16 protein-coding genes are annotated in these 20,524 nt (G+C 41.9%); 3 read left to right on the top strand and 13 right to left on the bottom strand.

Annotation, left to right across the window (positions count from 1 at the left end):
• Nucleotides 1-11: 11 nt before the first annotated feature.
• The 3 genes from NFU46_RS04600 to rppH form a co-directional block, all read right to left on the bottom strand.
• Nucleotides 12-821 carry a sulfite exporter TauE/SafE family protein gene (locus tag NFU46_RS04600; protein WP_055020682.1) on the bottom strand — a complete coding sequence of 270 codons (810 nt, stop codon included), beginning with the start codon at nt 819-821 and terminating at the stop codon, nt 12-14.
• Between the two features lie 338 nt (nt 822-1,159).
• Complete coding sequence (ptsP, locus tag NFU46_RS04595) at nt 1,160-3,436, bottom strand: phosphoenolpyruvate--protein phosphotransferase (RefSeq protein ID WP_062566761.1); 2,277 nt, start codon at nt 3,434-3,436, stop codon at nt 1,160-1,162.
• Nucleotides 3,437-3,469: 33 nt separating this feature from the next.
• Complete coding sequence (rppH, locus tag NFU46_RS04590) at nt 3,470-3,988, bottom strand: RNA pyrophosphohydrolase (protein WP_054562240.1); 519 nt, start codon at nt 3,986-3,988, stop codon at nt 3,470-3,472.
• Nucleotides 3,989-4,528: 540 nt separating this feature from the next.
• Here rppH and mutH point away from each other — a divergent pair.
• Nucleotides 4,529-5,200: a DNA mismatch repair endonuclease MutH gene (gene mutH, locus NFU46_RS04585; protein ID WP_251600111.1), complete on the top strand. Its 672-nt coding sequence runs from the start codon at nt 4,529-4,531 to the stop codon at nt 5,198-5,200.
• Between the two features lie 49 nt (nt 5,201-5,249).
• Here mutH and eno read toward each other — a convergent pair whose 3' ends face one another.
• The 5 genes from eno to rlmD all read right to left on the bottom strand — a co-directional run bounded on the left by eno (nt 5,250) and on the right by rlmD (nt 12,733).
• The gene (gene eno, locus NFU46_RS04580) at nt 5,250-6,548 is read right to left on the bottom strand and encodes a phosphopyruvate hydratase (protein WP_175079977.1); all 1,299 of its coding nucleotides are present in this window, start codon (nt 6,546-6,548) and stop codon (nt 5,250-5,252) included.
• Between the two features lie 100 nt (nt 6,549-6,648).
• Nucleotides 6,649-8,283, bottom strand: coding sequence for a CTP synthase (locus tag NFU46_RS04575; protein ID WP_062566759.1), 1,635 nt, complete (start codon nt 8,281-8,283; stop codon nt 6,649-6,651).
• A 157-nt stretch (nt 8,284-8,440) separates the two neighbouring features.
• Nucleotides 8,441-9,241, bottom strand: coding sequence for a nucleoside triphosphate pyrophosphohydrolase (gene mazG, locus NFU46_RS04570; protein ID WP_175082319.1), 801 nt, complete (start codon nt 9,239-9,241; stop codon nt 8,441-8,443).
• The gene (relA, locus tag NFU46_RS04565) at nt 9,241-11,400 is read right to left on the bottom strand and encodes a GTP diphosphokinase (protein WP_058586455.1); all 2,160 of its coding nucleotides are present in this window, start codon (nt 11,398-11,400) and stop codon (nt 9,241-9,243) included. Before relA ends, mazG begins: the two co-directional genes overlap by 1 nt.
• A gap of 7 nt (nt 11,401-11,407) precedes the next feature.
• Nucleotides 11,408-12,733, bottom strand: coding sequence for a 23S rRNA (uracil(1939)-C(5))-methyltransferase RlmD (gene rlmD, locus NFU46_RS04560; RefSeq protein WP_175082318.1), 1,326 nt, complete (start codon nt 12,731-12,733; stop codon nt 11,408-11,410).
• A gap of 80 nt (nt 12,734-12,813) precedes the next feature.
• Here rlmD and barA point away from each other — a divergent pair, with 80 nt between their 5' ends.
• Nucleotides 12,814-15,582, top strand: coding sequence for a two-component sensor histidine kinase BarA (barA, locus tag NFU46_RS04555; protein WP_058586457.1), 2,769 nt, complete (start codon nt 12,814-12,816; stop codon nt 15,580-15,582).
• A gap of 36 nt (nt 15,583-15,618) precedes the next feature.
• On the top strand, nt 15,619-16,095 hold the full coding sequence (locus NFU46_RS04550) for an energy transducer TonB (protein WP_251600108.1): 477 nt from the start codon (nt 15,619-15,621) through the stop codon (nt 16,093-16,095).
• Between the two features lie 410 nt (nt 16,096-16,505).
• Here the strand turns inward: NFU46_RS04550 and pdxJ are convergent, their stop codons facing one another.
• The 5 genes from pdxJ to lepB are packed head-to-tail and all read right to left on the bottom strand — an operon-like array spanning nt 16,506 to nt 20,522.
• Nucleotides 16,506-17,237 carry a pyridoxine 5'-phosphate synthase gene (gene pdxJ, locus NFU46_RS04545; RefSeq protein ID WP_054554340.1) on the bottom strand — a complete coding sequence of 244 codons (732 nt, stop codon included), beginning with the start codon at nt 17,235-17,237 and terminating at the stop codon, nt 16,506-16,508.
• A 43-nt stretch (nt 17,238-17,280) separates the two neighbouring features.
• On the bottom strand, nt 17,281-17,967 hold the full coding sequence (gene recO / locus NFU46_RS04540) for a DNA repair protein RecO (protein ID WP_251600104.1): 687 nt from the start codon (nt 17,965-17,967) through the stop codon (nt 17,281-17,283).
• Between the two features lie 17 nt (nt 17,968-17,984).
• Nucleotides 17,985-18,917, bottom strand: a complete 933-nt coding sequence (gene era, locus NFU46_RS04535) for a GTPase Era (protein WP_054554338.1) — start codon at nt 18,915-18,917, stop codon at nt 17,985-17,987.
• Nucleotides 18,907-19,584, bottom strand: a complete 678-nt coding sequence (gene rnc, locus NFU46_RS04530) for a ribonuclease III (RefSeq protein ID WP_054554337.1) — start codon at nt 19,582-19,584, stop codon at nt 18,907-18,909. Before rnc ends, era begins: the two co-directional genes overlap by 11 nt.
• Before the next feature lie 2 nt (nt 19,585-19,586).
• Complete coding sequence (gene lepB, locus NFU46_RS04525) at nt 19,587-20,522, bottom strand: signal peptidase I (protein WP_062566752.1); 936 nt, start codon at nt 20,520-20,522, stop codon at nt 19,587-19,589.
• Nucleotides 20,523-20,524: the final 2 nt, after the last annotated feature.

Raw genomic sequence — 20,524 nt, 5'->3', positions numbered from 1 at the left:
AATAAAAACCTTTAACTAAACACCATTTTAAGCGCAATTATGACAAGTAATAGCGCGAATACTTTTTTTATTGTTGCCACAGGCAAGTAATGCGTGGCCTTGGCACCTATTGGCGCAATGAGCGACGAGGTAACCACAATCCCCACTAACGCAGGTAAATACACAAATCCGGCAAATCCATCACTGAAAGATGTTAATTGCCACCCGGCAGATACGTAACCCACCGAGCCGAACAGCGCAATGACAATACCACATGCAGCAGCACAACCAATGGCCTTTTTAATATCAACAGAAAAATAATGCAGTAGCGGCACAATAAGCGCCCCGCCACCAATACCAATTAGTCCTGACAGCGCCCCCATTATGGCACATAAAAAGCCAAGAATAGGCCCTGATGGCAGCGGCTTTTCACTGGCTGCTTTTTTTCGTGTCGATAACACCATTCTGAGCGCGATAAACACCACGCTACCGGCAAAAACAAAGCGCAGTAGCTGCTCTGGGATAAAGCTTGCTGCAAAGCCACTGATCAATGCGCCAAGGCCAACGCCAGTCATAACCCAAGGAGCAATTTCCCATGGCACGTTAGCATTACGATGATGAGCAAGGGCTGAAGAAGTCGAGGTAAAAATAATGGATGCTAACGAGGTTGCTATCGCGATAACTAATACATGGCTTGGGTCGGCAACATTAAACGACACTAATAGCGCACTAAGTACCGGCACGATAATCAGACCGCCACCAATACCTAATAATCCTGCTAAAAATCCAACCACGCTGCCCAAAATTGCGCAGTACACCATTAAAAGTATTACGTCATGCATAGCACACTCATATATTCAATTTGTTATATACATATACTAAACTAATATATATACCCAAACCACCTCAAGATGCGAGTTTCAGTTGGAATTAAAAGCGATTTAGGCAAGGCATTGATTGCAAGTAATAGTGGTTCTATTGTTAAGATCAATAACGCAGTATAAATCGCTTTTAAACCAACCCTTTGGGCGCTTCACAGGCACTTACTCTCATCGTTGTTACTTCTTAAAAGGGACTGCCATTCTTGCAAAGTAACGCCTTGATATTAAGCACCTGTGAAACGCTGAATTCTACATCTTGAGATGGCTTGGGTATAGGTGCTTCACAGCACAATTTTCCCTTATGATTGACCTTGGCTTGGGGTGTAAAAAAGCTCACCGAGTTGATGTTCGATCATAAAGTTACGTGTCAACCTAAGTACATGCTTTGCCGTTGGTTGTAATAAGCACTCTGCAAGTAACTTTTCCATATCACTGACATTTAATCGCCTAAGCACAAACTTAATTTTACTAATCGAAGCGTAGTTCATGCTCAAGCTTCGATAACCCATCGCAATGAGCAGTAAAGCGCCTTCTGGGTCGCCGCCTAACTCACCACACAAACTAAATGGCAACTCATGTTGCTGACACTCTTGTGCTATTTTTAACAGCACTCTAAGTACACTTGGGTGATAAGGGTTAAATAGCTCAGCAACGCGGGCATTAGAGCGATCAACTGCCAGCATATACTGGGTTAAATCGTTGCTACCTACAGAGCAAAAATCGACTTTTTGCGACCACTCTTCAAGCATAAATACACTCGAAGGTACTTCTAACATCACGCCAATTTCAGGGCGCTCAATGGCTTGTTCAGGATATTGTTCACTTAACTCAAAGTAGGCTTGTTCGAGCAATTTTAACGATTCATCGACTTCCTCGGAGCCGCTGATCATCGGCAGCATGATTTTTAAATTACCCAAACCAATATTGGCTTTTAACATTGCCTTGAGCTGATCTAAAAATAGCTCTGGGTGATCTAAGGTCACGCGAATACCACGCCAACCTAAAAATGGATTTTCTTCTGTTATATTGAAGTAATCTAAAACTTTATCGCCACCAATATCGAGTGTACGCATCACCACAGGATTAGGATGGTAACTAGTAAGCACTTCGCGATACCAGCTTTCTTGTTCTGACTGTGAAGGAAATTGGCCTTTTTGCATAAACCAGGCTTCGGTGCGATAAAGACCTACCCCATCGCAAAATGGCTTATTGTCATGCTCGGTATTTAATTCGAGACCCGCGTTAAGTAATAAGCTAATGTGTTCGCCATCTTTAGTGATGGCATCTAGGTTTTGCTCTGCTACAAAGCGGTCGTTCAATAAGGCTTCTTGATATTTGAGCTGACTGTATTCCTCTTGCAGCATTTGTGAAGGAGAAATATATAAACGCCCTGCATAGGCATCTAAAATCATTTGCTTGCCTTCAAACTGCAATAACGGCACATCTTCAATGCCCCAAATTGCAGGGATCCCCATAGCACGAGTTAAAATTGAAGCATGGCTATTTGCTGCACCATTAACACTCACAACCCCAGCAAGATGCCCTTTAGGTACTTCAGCAAGCATTGCGGGAGTTAATGTACCGGCAATTAAAATAGTGTCTTTAGGGTAAGGTTTTGCCGCATGCTCAGTATTAACTAAATGGTGTAAGACTCGCAAACCAATATCTTTAACATCAACAGCACGCTCTTTAATGTAAGGGTCTTGCATGGCATTGAATTGAGTCACTAATTTCTCAATTACAATTTTCAGGGCGCTTTTAGCATTCCAGCCTTGTTGTAATTGCGCTTCAACATTTTGACCAAGACTTTTGGCATCAAGTAACTGCTGATAAACATCAAATACCGCCAGCGCTTCTTGCGGAATAGAGTCGCTCAGAGTCATAGATAAGGTATTAAACTCGTTACGCGTCGCAGCCACAGCTTGGGTAAATAGCTTACGCTGGGTGCTCACATCGTCGTCTTTTTGCAGTTCAATAGAACTAAAGTCAAGTTTAGGGATCACCACAAAGGCTTCACCTATGGCAATACCTGGCGCACTTGATACCCCTTTTAGTACTGAGGTTTGGTGTGAAAACTCATCGACGCGTAATATTTCTTTTATTTCTGCATGAGCTAACTGAGAAGCTAGCTGGGCCGAGAGCGTAATTAAGAATGATTCCTCGTCAGGGCTAAAAACACGGGCTAGTTTTTGTTGAACAACAATAACGCCTAAAACCTTTTTCTGGTGCACGACTGGCACTGACAAAAATGCGTTATAGCCTTCTTCATTAACTTCAGGTGAGAGTTTAAAACGAGGGTGAGACTTAGCAAAAGCAATATTGATAGGCTCTTCACGCTGAGCAACAAGACCCACGAGGCCTTCGGTAAAACCTATACGAAACTTACCCACTGCATCTGGGTTGAGGCCTTGGGTGGCCATCAATACAAAGTTATCTTGGCTATAATCTGCAAAATAAATCGAGCAGCACTGTGTTTGCATGGCATCTTTTACCATTTGCACAAAACACCCCAGCGCACTATTTAAGTCCGCCTGTTGCGACACTGCCTCAGCAATTGATCTGAGCGTGGCTAACATGATGCTGCTCCTTTGATTTAAATAAGGTTGCCCTTATCGTTTATGTCGCCAATGATCTTTGTGTTGCTCTCGTTTATTAAACGGCATTGCAAACGGAGCAAACTCTTTCATTACTCGACGATATACATCGCGCTTAAACGAAACAACTTGCCTAACCGGATACCAATAACTCACCCATCGCCAATCATCAAACTCGGGGTGATGAGTTTTAAGTAAATCTACATCTTCATCTTTACAACGAAGTTTCAGTAAAAACCATTTTTGTTTTTGCCCAATACACACAGGACTTGAGTCTCTGCGAATTAAACGTTTGGGTAATTTATAGCGTAACCAATGTTTAGAACTTGCGACGATCTCAACGTCTTCAGGAAGCAAGCCCACTTCTTCGTGTAATTCTCTGTACATGGTTTGCTCTGCTGTTTCGCCGTCATCAACACCACCTTGGGGAAATTGCCAAGAGTGCTGACCATAGCGACGAGCCCAAAATACTTGTCCCTGATTATTGCAAATTACAATTCCGACATTGGCACGAAAACCTTCGGCATCAATCACCTTAGTGCCTCATTTGTAAGTCGATTTTTATTGATTGTTCCACATAACCTGCGATACAGCAAACACTTTACACCTAAGCCTAAATTAGATTGAAAAATTATTTTTTAACAAACATGTTTAATCAAGGTGTTACGAAGTAATTATTATAAAAATGTGCTGTTTGATTAAAATAACTATTTACAACCGTATTTTTATCACCTTACCCACAGCTTGTGCATAACTTTTATAAATCATGCCTAAATTGCAAACAAATCCACAATCCACAGTTGAAATATCCACTTTCTCCACAGAAACTGTGGATAAACATGTTTATATATCTGTATTTATACAAACAACTGTTTAATTAATGAAATAGAAACAACATAAAAAAACATTAAATTAATTTAATATCAGTTAGTTACAACCAAACCATCGAAAATAAAACTGATTATTTTTAGCCCACCCTTAACGTGCGCAAAAAACACCCAAACACAAAGATATCCACTAAGGCACGCATTTGCTATCATGATACGGTTAATTAGACAATCAAATAAACGCCTTATGCGACCAATAAAACCCGCTTCTATAAACGAATTAATGCAACGTGTTGATGATATTGCTGGCCTCACCCTAGGGCAGCTAGCCGAGCAATATCAGTTCAAAACCCCTGACGATTTACTTCGTGAAAAAGGCTGGACCGGGCAACTTATCGAATATGTACTTGGTGCAACAGCAGGCTCAAAGCCAACACCTGATTTTGAAGAGTTAGGCATTGAGCTAAAAACCCTACCTATTTCATTTAAAGGCAAACCACTCGAAACAACCTTTGTTTCAGTCACGCCACTTTTAAATGTAACCGGAATGACTTGGCAGCAAAGCACGGTTCGTAAAAAGTTGAATCATGTTTTGTGGTTACCGATTTTAGGCGAGCGCGAGATACTACCTTTTCACCGTACCATAGGCAGTGGCTTTTTATGGCAGCCAAGTGCAGAGCAAGATGCCCTTTTACAGCGTGATTGGGAAGAACAAATGGAGCTAATCGCCCTTGGTCGCGTGGATGAAATTTCAGGGCATTTAGGCGATGTAATGCAAATAAGGCCAAAAGCAGCCAACAGTAAGGCGCTGACTGACGCTATTGGCCCAAATGGCCAGATAATACAAACCTTACCTCGCGGCTTTTATCTAAAAACCAGCTTTACTGGCGAAATCCTAAAACAACAATTTCAGCTATAAAAAAACCTCCCGAAGGAGGTTTTTTAAAGTCTTGATGAGCTAAGCCAGATTACTGACCTTTAACCTCTTTAAGACCGTTGTAAGGTGCTTTTTCACCTAATACTTCTTCAATGCGAAGTAATTGGTTGTACTTAGCAATACGATCAGAACGGCTTAATGAACCCGTTTTGATTTGACCAGCTGCAGTACCTACTGCTAAATCAGCAATTGTCGCATCTTCAGTTTCACCTGAACGGTGTGAGATAACAGCTGTGAAGCCAGCGTCTTTAGCCATTTTGATAGCAGCAAGCGTTTCAGTTAATGAACCGATTTGGTTGAACTTGATTAGGATTGAGTTAGCAATACCGTTATCAATACCACGCTTTAAGATCTTAGTGTTAGTTACGAACAAATCGTCACCTACTAATTGTACTTTGTCGCCAATTAGTTGTGTTTGGTGTGCGAAACCATCCCAATCAGACTCATCTAAGCCGTCTTCAATTGAAACAATTGGGTATTGCTCAGTAAGGCCTTTAAGGAAGTGGTTGAATTCTTCAGAAGTGAATTTTTTACCTTCGCCTTTAAGGTCGTAGATATTCGCTTCTTTGTCGTAGAACTCAGATGCCGCACAGTCTAGAGCTAGAGTGATATCTTTACCAAGCTCATAACCTGCATTTGCAACAGCTACCTTGATTGCAGCAAGTGCCGCTTCGTTTGATTCAAGGTTAGGAGCAAAACCACCTTCATCACCTACTGATGTAGAGTGACCTTCAGCTTTAAGTACTTTTGCTAAGCTGTGGAAAACTTCAGCGCCCATACGTAACGCTTCACGGAAGTTTGAAGCACCAACTGGTTGGATCATGAACTCTTGAATATCAACAGAGTTATCAGCGTGCTCACCACCATTGATGATGTTCATCATAGGTAATGGCATTGAGTAAACACCTGGCGTGCCGTTTAGGTCTGCGATGTGCTCATAAAGCTCAACGCCTTTTGAGTTTGCAGCCGCTTTAGCTGTTGCTAAAGACACAGCTAAGATAGCGTTAGCACCTAGTTTTTCTTTGTTTTCAGTACCATCTAAGTCAAGCATTACTTGGTCAACAGCTTTTTGGTCAACTGCGTTTTGGCCTTTAAGCGCTTCAGCGATTTCGTTATTGATATAGCCTACTGCTTTTAAAACACCTTTACCTAGGTAACGTGCTTTATCACCATCACGTAATTCAAGCGCTTCGCGAGTACCTGTTGATGCACCAGATGGTGCTGCAGCACGGCCCCATGAACCATCAGCTAAATGTACATCAGCTTCAACAGTTGGGTTACCACGCGAGTCCATGATTTCGCGACCAATCACTTTTACGATTTCTGACATCTTGATTCCTCTTTTCCCGAAAATGGTGAGTTAGTGCCAGCTTTATTCCTGCTGGCTTTTTAAAACAAATAAGCCGTGCATAAAGCACGGCCTATTTAAATTACGATGACGCTTTTTGGTGAGTGTGTGCAGCTGCAACAAACCCTTCAAATAGCGGGTGACCATCACGTGGTGTTGACGTGAATTCCGGGTGGAATTGCGCGGCAATAAACCAAGGGTGATCTTTATTCTCGATAATTTCGACTAGTTTCTTATCTTCAGATAAACCAGTGAAACTTAAGCCTGCTTTTTCAAGCTGCTCTACGTAGTGATTATTCACTTCGTAACGGTGACGGTGACGCTCAACAATCTCGTCACTACCGTACACTTCGCTTACTTTAGAACCTGGTGTTAAATGACACTTCTGTGCACCTAAACGCATAGTACCACCTAGGTCAGATTGCTCATCACGGATTTCAACGTTACCGTCAGCATCTTGCCATTCAGTGATTAAACCAACAACTGGGTGTGCTGATTTAGCGTTAAACTCTGTTGAGTTTGCATCTTCAAGGCCTGCAACGTTACGCGCATATTCAATAAGCGCTACTTGCATACCTAAACAAATGCCTAAGTAAGGAACTTTATTTTCACGTGCATATTTAGCCGCTAAGATCTTACCTTCAACACCACGGCCGCCGAAGCCACCTGGAACTAAGATAGCATCAAGATGAGAGAGTAACTCAGTACCTTTGCTTTCTAAGTCTTGTGAATCAACGTATTCGATGTTCACAGTTAAACGGTTTTTCAGACCTGCATGCTTTAATGCTTCGTTTACTGATTTATATGCATCTGGTAGTTCGATGTACTTACCAACCATACCAATTGTCACTTCACCTGTTGGGTTAGACTCTTGGTATAACACTTGTTCCCACTCTGATAAATCTGCTTCTGGGCACTCAAGATAGAAACGACGACATACGAAGTTATCTAATTCTTGTGACTTAAGTAACGCAGGGATCTTATAGATGCTTTCTACGTCTGGTAATGAAATAACAGCTTTCTCTTCAACGTTAGTGAAAAGTGCGATCTTCGCGCGCTCGTTATTTGGTAATTTACGATCAGAACGACAGATCAAGATATCTGGTTGAATACCAATCGAACGTAATTCTTTTACTGAATGTTGTGTTGGCTTAGTTTTAACTTCACCTGCAGGGCCTAAGAATGGCACTAGCGTTAGGTGGATAAACAATGCGCGCTCACGGCCAATTTCAGTGCCAAGCTGACGAATTGCTTCTAAAAATGGTTGTGACTCGATGTCACCAACTGTACCGCCAATTTCAACGATTGCTACATCGCGACCTTCAGCACCGTCGTATACACGTTGCTTAATGTCGTTTGTGATGTGTGGAATAACCTGAATTGTTGCACCAAGGTACTCACCACGACGCTCACGTCGTAATACATCTTCATAAACACGACCTTGTGTGAAGTTGTTGCGGCTAGTCATCTTGGTACGGATGAAACGCTCATAGTGACCTAAGTCAAGGTCAGTCTCTGCACCGTCTTCAGTTACAAATACTTCACCGTGCTGAATTGGGCTCATAGTGCCTGGGTCAACGTTAATGTAAGGATCCAGCTTTAAAATAGTCACGTTAAGACCACGTGCTTCTAAAATAGCGGCTAATGACGCTGCTGCAATACCCTTACCCAACGAAGAAACAACCCCGCCAGTTACGAAGATAAATTTTGTACTCATGCGAACCCTAGAATATCAGGAATTAAAAGGAATAATATAGAATCAAGACGGGGCGATATTATAGCAAAGGGGCTGCTATCAATCCAGATAAAATTAGCAAATAAGTGCACAAAAAACGAGCTTGGTTACACTGTACCCAAACTGCTCTACAATGCACTTACCTGGCTTGTTTTTTTATGGCTTCCCATGCGTTGTCCATTTCTTCAAGGCTAGCCGTTTCTAAACTCTGGCCACGTTCACCTAAGTAAGCAGCCACTTTTTCAAAGCGTGACGCGAACTTAGCATTGGCACTTCGTAATAATTGCTCAGGATCGCGCTTAATATGACGGGCAACATTCACCGTTGCAAACAGTAAATCACCAAGCTCTTCGGCACTGTGCTCTGAATAAGGGTCGTGAGCCAGCGCTTCTTTGACTTCGTCTACTTCTTCAGCAACTTTATCAAGTGCACCATGATAACTTGGCCAATCAAACCCTAGGCTTGCTACACGCTGTTGAATCTTCTTCGCTTTTGATAACCCCGGCATAGCATTGGGAATATCTTGCCACAGGCTCATTTGTGGTGAAGCTGCTTTCTCTGCTCGCTCTTGTGCTTTAATAGCCTGCCACTGCGCCGAAAGCTCAGCGTCAGTCAGCTCACTTTGTTCTGCAAAGACATGGGGATGACGACGCACTAACTTATCATTGAGCGTATTAGCCACATCGGCAAAATCAAATAAGCCCTGCTCTTTGGCAAGTTGAGCATAAAAGATGACTTGAAACAGTAAATCGCCAAGCTCACTTTTAAGCTCAGTAAGCTCACCTTTTTCAATGCAGTCTGCTACTTCGTAAGCTTCTTCAAGGGTATGCGGCACTATTGATTTAAAGTCTTGTTTTAAATCCCACGGACACCCAGATTCTGGGTCCCGTAGTTTAGCCATAATTGCAAGCGACTGCTCAATTGCCTGTTTATCATCCATTACGAATGACCACGCTTTGCATCATGTACACCTTCGATTTGGTGTAACTTAGACAATAAGCGGTTGGTGCTTGATAAGTCATGTACTTCAACCTGCATTGAAAACAGCGCAAGCTGCTTATCTTCTACCGTGTTGACGTTCATGTTCAGCACATTCACTTTTTCGTTTGCAAGTACTGAGCTGATATCTCGAATAAGGCCTGAGCGATCGGTCGCTTCAACTTTAATCGTTAATGAGTAAGAGCCATTGACATCGTCTGACCAACTTACTGATATCACCCGCTCAGGATGCTTTTCACGAAGTTTCTCAAACGAATCGCAATCTTCACGGTGAACTGCAATCCCTCGGCCTTGCGTAATGTAGCCAATAATTTCATCGCCCGGCACAGGTCGGCAGCATTTAGCAACATGGCTCATTAAGCTACCTACCCCATCAACAACAATACCGTTCTTATCGCCGGTGACACTTTTTGGCTTTTTAAACTTAATTTGTGGTTCGTCATGCTCACGGTCACTAATAAAGTTTAATAACTGGTTTAAGCGAACATCTCCAGCACCTACCGCAACCATAAGGTCGTCAAGGCCTTTAAGGTTAAAGCGCTCGATTGCTGGCGCTAGATCTTTGGTTGTTAAATCTAGCTTTTGCAGCTCAGTTTCGAGTATTTCTTTACCGGCACTTAAGTTTTTATCGCGATCAAGCTGCTTAAACCAATGATGGATTTTAGAGCGTGCTCGCGATGACTTAATATAACCTAGCGATGGGTTTAACCAATCACGACTTGGATTAGGTTGCTTTTGAGTTAAAATTTCAACCTGATCGCCGGTACTTAATTGATGAGTAAAAGGCACAATTTTGCCAAACACTTTTGCGCCAATACAACGATGCCCTACATTTGAGTGAATGTAATAAGCAAAATCAAGTGGTGTTGCACCCAGCGGCAAATCGAAAATATCCCCTTTTGGCGTAAACACATAAACACGGTCTTCTACTACTTGGTTTTTAAGCTCTTCCGCTAGGTCACTGCCATCAACAACTTCTTCTTGCCATTGCAGTAACTTACGTAACCAGCTAATTTTTTGCTCGTAGCCTGAACCACGTCCTGGCAATGCACCTTCTTTGTACATCCAGTGCGCAGCAACACCTAGCTCAGCATCTTGGTGCATTTCGCTCGTACGAATTTGAATTTCAACGGTTTTACCTTCTGGGCCAAATACCACGGTATGAATTGACTGATAACCGTTTTGCTTAGGTGTTGCGATGTAATCATCAAATTCTTTATTTAAATGGCGCCAGTTAGTATGCACGATACCTAATGCCGCGTAACAATCTTGCAGACGCTCTACCACTATGCGCATAGCGCGAATATCAAAAAGCTGGTCGAACTCGTAGTTCTTCTGTGCCATTTTTTTGTAGATGCTGTAGATATGCTTAGGGCGGCCATACACCTCACCTTCAATACCTGCTTCAGCCAAGCGTGTTTTGACTAAAGCAACCATGTTCTCCATGTAAGCTTCACGGGCAAGGCGCTTATCATCCAGCTGTTTGGCGATATTTTTATAGGTATCTGGGTGCAAATAACGGAACGAAAGATCTTCAAGTTCCCATTTAAGCTGACCAATCCCTAAACGATTCGCAAGGGGCGCAAAAATGTCGCGTGTTTCTTTAGCGGCGATAACGCGCTCTTCTTCACTGGCATCTTTAACATCACGCAGGTGGCACACTTGCTCTGCAAGTTTAATCACTACGGCGCGCACATCTTCAACCATGGCTAACAGCATACGGCGAATATTATCGATTTGTACTGTGCCTTTTCCTTGATGGGCTAAGGTGCTGATGGTAGCCATTTGGCTTACGCCTGTTAGTAATAACGCAACGTGATTACCTAGCTTTTCGGTGACTGTCTCAATTGAGATTTTTTCGGCTAAAAAATAAGGCGTTAAAAAAGCAGTGGCAAGAGAGTCTGCATCTAAATTTAGCTCAGCTAAAATCTCCACCATTTCAATGGCTGTGTTTTCACGTTTTGCATCATCGCAATGCAGGCACAGTTGGTGGGCCTGCTCTAATAAGGTATGTTTGTCTTCTGTTAGCGCTAACAGCTCGATACGGCTGGCAAAATCACTCGGCTTAGTTAGCTGATGTGACTGTCTAGTGGCTACCATGTGCGCTTTACCTCCTGTGAAATAACGCCATCGTTTCAATATGCCCGGTATGCGGGAACATATTCATTAGCCCAATTTTTTCAATGCTAAAGCCTGCTTGTAAAATAATTGCACTGTCACGGGCTAAAGTAACAGGATCACAAGAGACGTATAAAATCGTTTTAAACTGAGTAAGTGGTAACTGCTCTAAAATAGCCATTGCGCCAGTACGTGATGGATCAAGTACTAACACGTCAAGTTCGGCACTAAACCAAGCAGCTGATTGCATTGATTTTGTTAAATCAAAACAATAAAAATCGGTATTCGACAATGAGTTAGTTTGCGCATTTTGTTTTGCTAATGCAACAGCAGAATCGACCCCTTCAACACCAATAACATATTTAGCATACTTTGCAATCAATAATGAAAAGTTACCAATACCACAAAACAAATCCAATACCTGCTCATGACCTTGTAAATCAAGCCACTGTCTTGCTTGGTGTAGCATAGCTTGGTTCACTTGTGGGTTAACTTGAATAAAGTTTTCAAGGCCAAACTCAAAGCGTAAATCATAAGCTGGTATCTGGTAGTACGGCATTGGGTGGTCACTGTGATCAATTTCACCGCTTTGTGATTGCCACACAACACGCCAGCTATATTCATCACACGCCGCCACTACAATGGCTTTTAACTCTGCATTAATAGCTTTGGTATGCCTAATAACCACAAAGGCCGCGTTATCAGCTTCACATAATTGTAAGTGACTAATACTACTAAGACCTGAATGGCTGTTGATAAGAACATCAAAAACTGAAAAAACGTCTTTAAATGTGCTGCTCAGCACATCACAGCTTTCAATACTCACCAATTGTTTAGAGCCCTGAGCTCGATACCCTACGCGCATTTTCTTTGCGGATTTGTCATGCATTACAGCAATACGCGCAGAGCGACGGTAATGGCGCTTTTCACTAAGCAGAGGTGCTTGCCAATTTAAGTCATCAGCTTTGGCAAACTTGCTAAACAGCTGACTAACCGCAGCTTGCTTCTCAACCAATTGTTGCTCTGCATTAAGGTGCTGTAGCTGACAACCACCACAAACCTGATAATGCTGACAAAAAGGAGTAACCCTATGCGCTGAGGCTGATAGTACTTTTTTACAATCAGCACTGGCAAAACGCGCCTTATCTTCAATCAATAACGCTTTTACTTCTTCACCCGGCAAAGCACCATTAACAAAACAGACTTTATTTCCCTGCTTAGCAACGCCCCGCCCTTGGTGATCCATAGCAGTGACATTGAGGGTTAGCATTTTTTGCGAAACGGATTTCTTTTTGGCTTTGAAAATCTGTGCCATCGGGCAACACCTTAATTATTGATAAAGCGGGAGTAAGTATATACTCTTAAACAACGATAATAATGATAACAACATTCTTTATGACTAAATTTGGCTTACGTGACTCAGTCTTAACCCTTACACTTATACCGACTGTGATCATAGGCTTGTTGCTGGGCGGTTATTTTACAATAAATCGTTACATTGAGCTCGATGAAATTTTGTATCAACAGGGCGTGACTATTATTGAGCCCCTCGCCATTGCTGTTGAGCAACCATTAATAAAGCGTGATAAAGCCTTATTAACTCGCTTAGTTAGTCATACACATAACAAACACTCCCCTGCTATCCAATCAATTGCTATTTTTGATGAAAACAATGAGTTAGTGATTTTTAGTAAATACCAAAGTGAATTCAAAGAAATTGTTAGCAGCAATGCAAACAGCATGGATGGCATTCAAGTACAAAATTCTGAACACTATCTAACATTCTCTACTGCCATAATTAATCATAGCCGCCAAGACATGATTTGGAATCATCACAGCTACCAAGCATCGCTAGGCACTGTGGTGATCATGCTCAACAAACAACAAGCCATTATTGGCCAGCAACGGGCATTATTAGTCAGTGGCGTAGTGATTTTACTCGCGCTCATACTTGCCACCGTATTAGCGTTTAGATTAACTCGCATGTTTATTCAGCCTCTTAATAAGTTAGTACTAGCTACCGACAAACTCATTGAAGGTAAAGTCGACACTGGGCTCGATCAAAAAATGTTTGGCGAATTTGAGCTATTACGCACAGGTTTAAATACCATTTCAGAAACTATGGTTGTGCAACGTGATGAGATGCAAAAGCACATTGACCAAGCAACCTCTGATTACCGCGAAACACTCGAACAATACGAAACCCAAAATATTCAGTTAAGTATTGCTAAAAAAGATGCACAAGATGCGAACCGAGTAAAATCAGACTTTTTAGCTAAAATGAGTCACGAATTACGTACACCTTTAAACGGTGTAATAGGTTTTACGCGCCAGCTTTATAAAACCCCGCTCAATAAGCATCAAAAAGATTATCTAGATACCATTGAACTGTCGGCCAATAGCTTACTTACAATTATCAGTGATATTTTAGACTTTTCGAAATTAGAAGCCGGTGCCATGGAACTTGAGTCAATGCAATTCCAGCTCCGTGACAATATTAATGAAGTTATGACTTTGCTGGCACCAAGTGCTCACGAAAAGCAACTTGAGCTTTCAATATTTATCCATCCGCAAGTGCCAGACAACCTAACTGGCGACCCGACCCGCTTTAAACAAATTTTGATAAACCTATTAAGTAATGCCATTAAATTTACTGAAAAAGGCTCAATCAAGGTTGATGTTGGCTACCGCTTATTAGATGAAGAGCGCGCCTCTATTTTGGTGTCTGTCACCGACACCGGTGTGGGTATCCCTATGGATAAACAAGATGCGTTGTTTACACCATTTGGCCAAGCAGACTCTAGTATCACCCGTAAATTTGGTGGCACAGGTCTTGGGTTAATCATCACTAAACATATTGTTGAAGCGATGAATGGCCGCATTACCCTAAACTCAGCACCTGGTAATGGTACCTGCTTTACGTTCAATGCCGTATTCAGAACGCCAAGTAACTCAATTACCAGTGACTTACCAACACAATCACTGATCAATAAACGTATTTTGTATCTTGAGCCTCATGAGCATACCCATCAAGCAACGTTATCGCTACTGCATGAATGGCAAACTCGCGTTACCGCCTGCATGGATGAAGAAAGCTTCTTAAATGAGATCAACAAAGACTTCAGCTACGATATTTGTATTATTGGCCATACCGCTACTATTGACGATATGCAGCAACTTAAGAGTTATGTAAAAGCAGTGCGTCCTGTCACTGATTATTTATACATCATGCTTAATACGGTTTCGCATAATATGCGTGAAGCCTTTGTCGGTAGCGGTGCAGATGCTTGCTTAAGTAAACCGCTTAACCACCGTAAATTATGTGAGGTACTTGCTGCGCCTTACCGTCTTGACCATCCAGTGCATAACATTGAGCAAGGTGATGAAAAATTATTACCACTTAAAGTTCTGGTTGTTGACGATAACGATGCCAACCTAAAACTGATTTGCACCTTGCTTGAAGAACAAATTGAGCTCATAGATACCGCACATAATGGCTCACAAGCTTACAGCTTAAGTAAAAGCCATAAATATGATTTGATCTTTATGGACATCCAAATGCCAATTATGGATGGTATTACCGCATGTAAACTTATTCGCGAGTCATCTCTTAATGAAGATACCCCTATTATTGCAGTGACTGCTCACGCCCTCGCAGGTGAAAAAGAGCAACTGCTTAAAGATGGCTTTAAAGGTTACTTAACTAAGCCTATTGATGAGGACATGCTAAAACAAATAATTAGCGATCATAGCCCGCAATCGCCAATTAATCGTGAACGTAGCAAAACTGCCGCAGTTGACTCAGAACCTCCATTTGAAAGTGCCCGCCTCGATTGGCAACTGGCACTTCAACGCGCAGGCGGTAAAGAAGAACTAGCGCTTGAAATGCTTAATATGTTGTTACTCAGCGTGCCTGAAACCTTGCGCCTACTCAATGAAGCTATAGAAAAAGAAGATTGTGAACATGTACTTAGCATAGTGCACAAGTTCCATGGAGCATGTTGTTACACAGGCGTACCAAAACTAAAATCACTTGCCGAAACACTCGAGACAGCTTTAAAAGGCGATTGCGATTTAAATTACATTGAGCCTGAACTATTTGAGCTTGTTGATGAGCTGAATAATTTGTTGAGCGATGCCGGTATGGTTGAGCAACAACGATAAAAGAACACCCAATAAATTATATAAAGGAATATATTAATGAAAAACTCTTTAATACTAGCTGGCAGTTTGTTTGTCTTTGGTTGCGCATCAACCGAAGAAAAACCAGTAAAATTAGAGTATGCGGATTTAGCTGTTAGCTATAATGAAATGGAGTCAGCAAAATGGCAACAGCTTGAACGCTTTCCTGCCAGATACCCAAAAAAAGCTGTTATCCAAGCAAAAGAAGGTTGCGCAACTATTGAGTATGTCATTACGCCACAAAATGAGATTAGAGATATTCAGGTAGTTGCCTCAACTAACTCTGTATTTGCCGACGCAGCAAAAGATGTAATCACTAATTGGCACTGGAATGAGCTGGCGAAAAATATTACTGATAAAGCGGTGAAAACCCAAACTCGCTTTGACTTTTGTTTTGACACACCTGAGCAATCTTGCAAAGAGCTAAAACCTAACTATTCATGCCCTAGTTCAGATATTATTTATTCCACGGGTACACGCGTAGTGAAGTATTAAAGGGAGCTTGCTTTGTATTTTATCTTACTTATCGTCTTTAGTGCTATTTCACTCACTTGGTTTTTCCTCCGCTATAAAAAACTAAGTATAGAAGCTATTAATTACGTAAAAACCTATTACACAGAGCAGTGGCAAACATACGAAAGCCAAGCCCGTTTGATGAGGGCCAAACCTAACTCAATTGTGTTTCATTCAATTAAGAAAGGCGAATTGTCGGCAATAAATGACAATGTCTTAAAAAGCTTTAAGAAAAAACATCAATATTTAGTGGCCCTACTCTGCCTATCGCCACTGTTATCATCCTACCTCTCAGAATTTATTGTTTACCTAAACAAATAAAAAACGCGGTGGATATTATCTCCACCGCGCTCAGTATTCAAAGCTTGCAGGCTCTTATGAAAGGCGTCAGCTTAAAGTCTTGCTTCAATCATTAAACGTTTCATATCGCTGACTGCTTTTTCTAAACCATCAATCGCTGCACGGGCAATAATCGCATGACCAATGTTTAACTCATAAATTTCTGGCATTGCCGCAATGGGTTTTACATTGTGATAATGAAGACCATGGCCGGCGTTAACGATTAAACCTAAGCTATCAGCATATTGTACGCCGCTACGAATACGCTCAAGCTCAGTGTGAAGCTCTTCGTCATTTTCAGCATCAGCATAAGCACCTGTGTGAATTTCAACGTATGGAGCATTACACGCTTTTGCAGCGTCAAGTTGTGCGTTGTCGGCATCAATGAATAACGAAACTTTAATTCCTGCTGCTGTTAGCTTTTCTGTAGCTGCTTTTACTTTTTCAAAATTACCCACAACATCTAGGCCACCCTCGGTGGTGAGCTCTTCACGTTTTTCAGGCACTAAACAAACATAAGCAGGTTTCACTTCAAGGGCGATGTCGATCATTTCATCGGTGACTGCAATCTCAAGATTCATACGTGTTTGAATCGTTTTTGCCATCACATATACGTCGCGGTCTTGAATGTGACGACGGTCTTCACGCAAATGAATGGTGATACCATCTGCACCAGCATGCTCTGCAACAGCTGCAGCATGCGCAGGATCTGGGTAACTCGTGCCACGCGCTTGGCGTAAAGTGGCAATGTGATCAACGTTTACACCAAGAAGAATATCTTTCATTTTTTTACCTGTTTAAAACAACGATTCAAGGCTGAATAACAGCCTACTTAATAAATAACTCACGGCTTTTTAATGGCTTTTTGCCAATTAAAGGCTTGAGTAGGTATCGACTTAATTGCTTTGCCATATATAACACATCAGGGGCGCTAAAGTCATGAGCCGCTATGGCATTTAATTGCTTTCCTGAAAAGCCACTATGGGGGTCGTCATGCAGCAAGAAACCGTATTCAGCAAAGTACTGGTAATTTGCTGCATCGTTAATTTCATCACCTTCGGCATCAACAGTAAAATCAACGCCATAACCCAGCATCTCAAGTAACTGAAACTCATAAGAGCGCAGCACAGCTTGTAGGTTTTTAGTGGTTGATAACTCGTCTAGATGCTGTTTATAAAGATGATATACACTTTCCATCGGCTCATTAATAGGTACGATACGATTGGTTAATTCGTTCATATAGAAGCCGCAATAAAGCTCGGTACCCTGCAACATAGTTTGCCGGCCATGGGGTTCAAAACGATTAATGTATTTTAAATCAGACTTGCCGCTATATTGTACGAGCAGAGATTGGAAAGGTTGTAATTGTGCTTTATGTTTAGTGGCCTGGCGACCACTAACACGGGCCAGCATTCTCAGCTGACCTACGCCTTCTACCAGCATATCGAGCATGACTTGCGAGTCGCTAAATGGACGTCGGTGCAGCAAGTATGCTGTGTAGAATTCGCTATCCATGGCGTGTAAGGCTTTACTTAGTCTTCACCATAGCCAAGGCTACGTAGCGCACGCTCATCGTCAGCCCAGCCAGACTTCACTTTTACCCAAAGTTCTAAAAACACTTTGTTATCAAGCATATCTTCAAGGTCTTTACGAGCTTCACGGCCAATCACTTTGAGCTTTTCGCCTTTATTGCCGATCACCATACGCTTTTGTGTTTCACGCTCAACGAGGATCAAACCATTAATTTGCCAGACACCATTTTCTTGCCATTTAAACTGCTCGATCTCAACGGTGACCGAATATGGTAGCTCATCACCCATAAAGCGCATCAGCTTTTCACGGATCACTTCAGCCGCCATAAAGCGCATTGAACGGTCTGTTACGTAGTCTTCAGGGAAGTAAAACTCACAAAGCGGTAAACGCTTTTTCACTTCATCTTTGATTAAATCAATATTTTTACCCTGCTTCGCAGAGACCGGCATAATAGCCACAAAATCAAATTTACCACCTAAAAACTGCATGTGCGGAAGCACTAAATCACGGTCTTTAACTTGGTCAATTTTATTCATAACTAATAATACTGGACGACCACTCTGACGTACTTTATTTAGTACCATCTCATCGTCTTCGTTCCAGTGTGTGCCTTCAACCACAAAGATGATAAGTTCCACATCGCCAATTGAGCTTGATGCAGCACGGTTCATTAAACGATTAATAGCACGTTTTTCTTCGACGTGTAAGCCTGGTGTATCCACATAAACAGCTTGGTATTTACCTTCGGTATGAATACCCATGATACGGTGGCGTGTGGTTTGTGGCTTACGAGAAGTAATAGACACCTTTTGCTCAACAATATAGTTAAGTAAGGTTGATTTACCTACATTTGGGCGGCCAACAATGGCAACCATACCGCAGTGCGTGTCTAGCTCTGCAGGTTCTTTGCTAATTAAATCATCAAGATTCATTTTTAAGTATCTTTAAGGCTTTTTCAGCGGCTTTTTGCTCAGCTTTACGACGTGAGCTACCTACTGAGATAATGCTATCCATCCCTTCAACAATACATTCAACCGTGAATGTTTGATTGTGCGCTTGGCCTTTTGTATCAATTACAGTGTAGCCAGGTAACGATAATTTGCGCGCTTGTAAGTATTCTTGAAGTAATGTTTTTGGATCTTTTTGATTTAAGCCCGGCGAAATTGCGTCAAGACGCGACTCGTACCAACTTAAAATTAACTCACCACATTGTTCAATGTTTGAGTCTAAGAACACCGCACCAATAATCGCCTCTACGGCATCAGCAAGGGTTGATTCACGGCGAAAACCACCGCTTTTAAGCTCACCCGGACCTAAGCGTAAGTAATCGCCTAAGCCAAACTCTAGGCCAAACTCAGCCAACGTTTGACCACGAACTAGGGTCGAACGCATGCGGCTTAAATCACCTTCGCGTGCTTTTGGAAATTTAGTGTAAAGTGCATTCGCAATCACAAAGCTCAAAATCGAATCACCTAAAAACTCTAAGCGCTCGTTATGTTGGCCTTTATGACTGCGGTGCGTCATTGCCTGCTCAAGCAAAGCTTGATCAGTAAATGTATAACCTATTTTGTTGTATAACTCTGTTACGTTTTTTTTCATCGTTACTGAATATTACCTAGGCGTTCAAAACGAACACCAGTTGGAACCCAGCCTGGTAAAAAGTCATCTGGGCCATTCTCAAATTCAAAACTCATCCATATAAAGACGGCTTTACCTACCAAGTTTTCTTTAGGTACAAAGCCCCAAAAGCGACTGTCTTGGCTATTATCACGGTTATCACCCATCATGAAATAATGATCGGCAGGAACAACCCACTCGTCTGAGCGTGTACCTGGTTGTTGATAATAACGGCCTTTCATTTCAGGAGCTTGCGGGTTAATTAAAATATTATGATTCACTGTGCTTAGGTTTTCTTCTAAGCGCACTAAATTCATCGAACCCTGCTTGAACTCGTCACTATTGAGGATTTCCATATCAATTTTGTTGTATTCATTACACAGCAAATCACCTTGCTGTGTTACACCTTCGGCACATTTTGGCTGAATATAAAGGTGCTTATTGCGATATACAATTTTATCGCCCGGTAAACCAATCGTGCGTTTAATGTAATCCACGCGCTCGTCTAATGGGTATTTAAATACCACAATATCACCACGTTCAGGTTCATCAACATCAACTAACTGGCTGCGCCAAATTGGGTCTTTGATGCCATATGAGTACTTCTGCACTAAAATGAAGTCACCCACTAATAGGGTTGGCATCATTGAGCCTGATGGAATTTGAAACGGTTCAAAAATGAAAGAGCGAAAAATAGTGATCGCTGCAATCATCGGAAAAATTGACTTAGCCGTTTCAGTGATACTTGGCTCAGGCGCAATTAATGCAGCGGTTTCTTCGTCTAATTCGCCGCCTGCTGCGTTTTGAGCAAGGGCAATGCGTTGCTGACGTTTTGGCGCAAACATAAAGTGGTCAATTAACCAAATTAATCCTGAGCCTAGCGTTAACAACACTAAGAAAATAGAAAAGTAACCCGCCATGC

Source organism: Pseudoalteromonas sp. NCCP-2140 (assembly GCF_023708065.1).
GTDB lineage: Bacteria > Pseudomonadota > Gammaproteobacteria > Enterobacterales > Alteromonadaceae > Pseudoalteromonas.
Note: the sequence above shows the minus strand (reverse complement) of the source record. Positions and strands in the feature narration are given on the sequence as shown.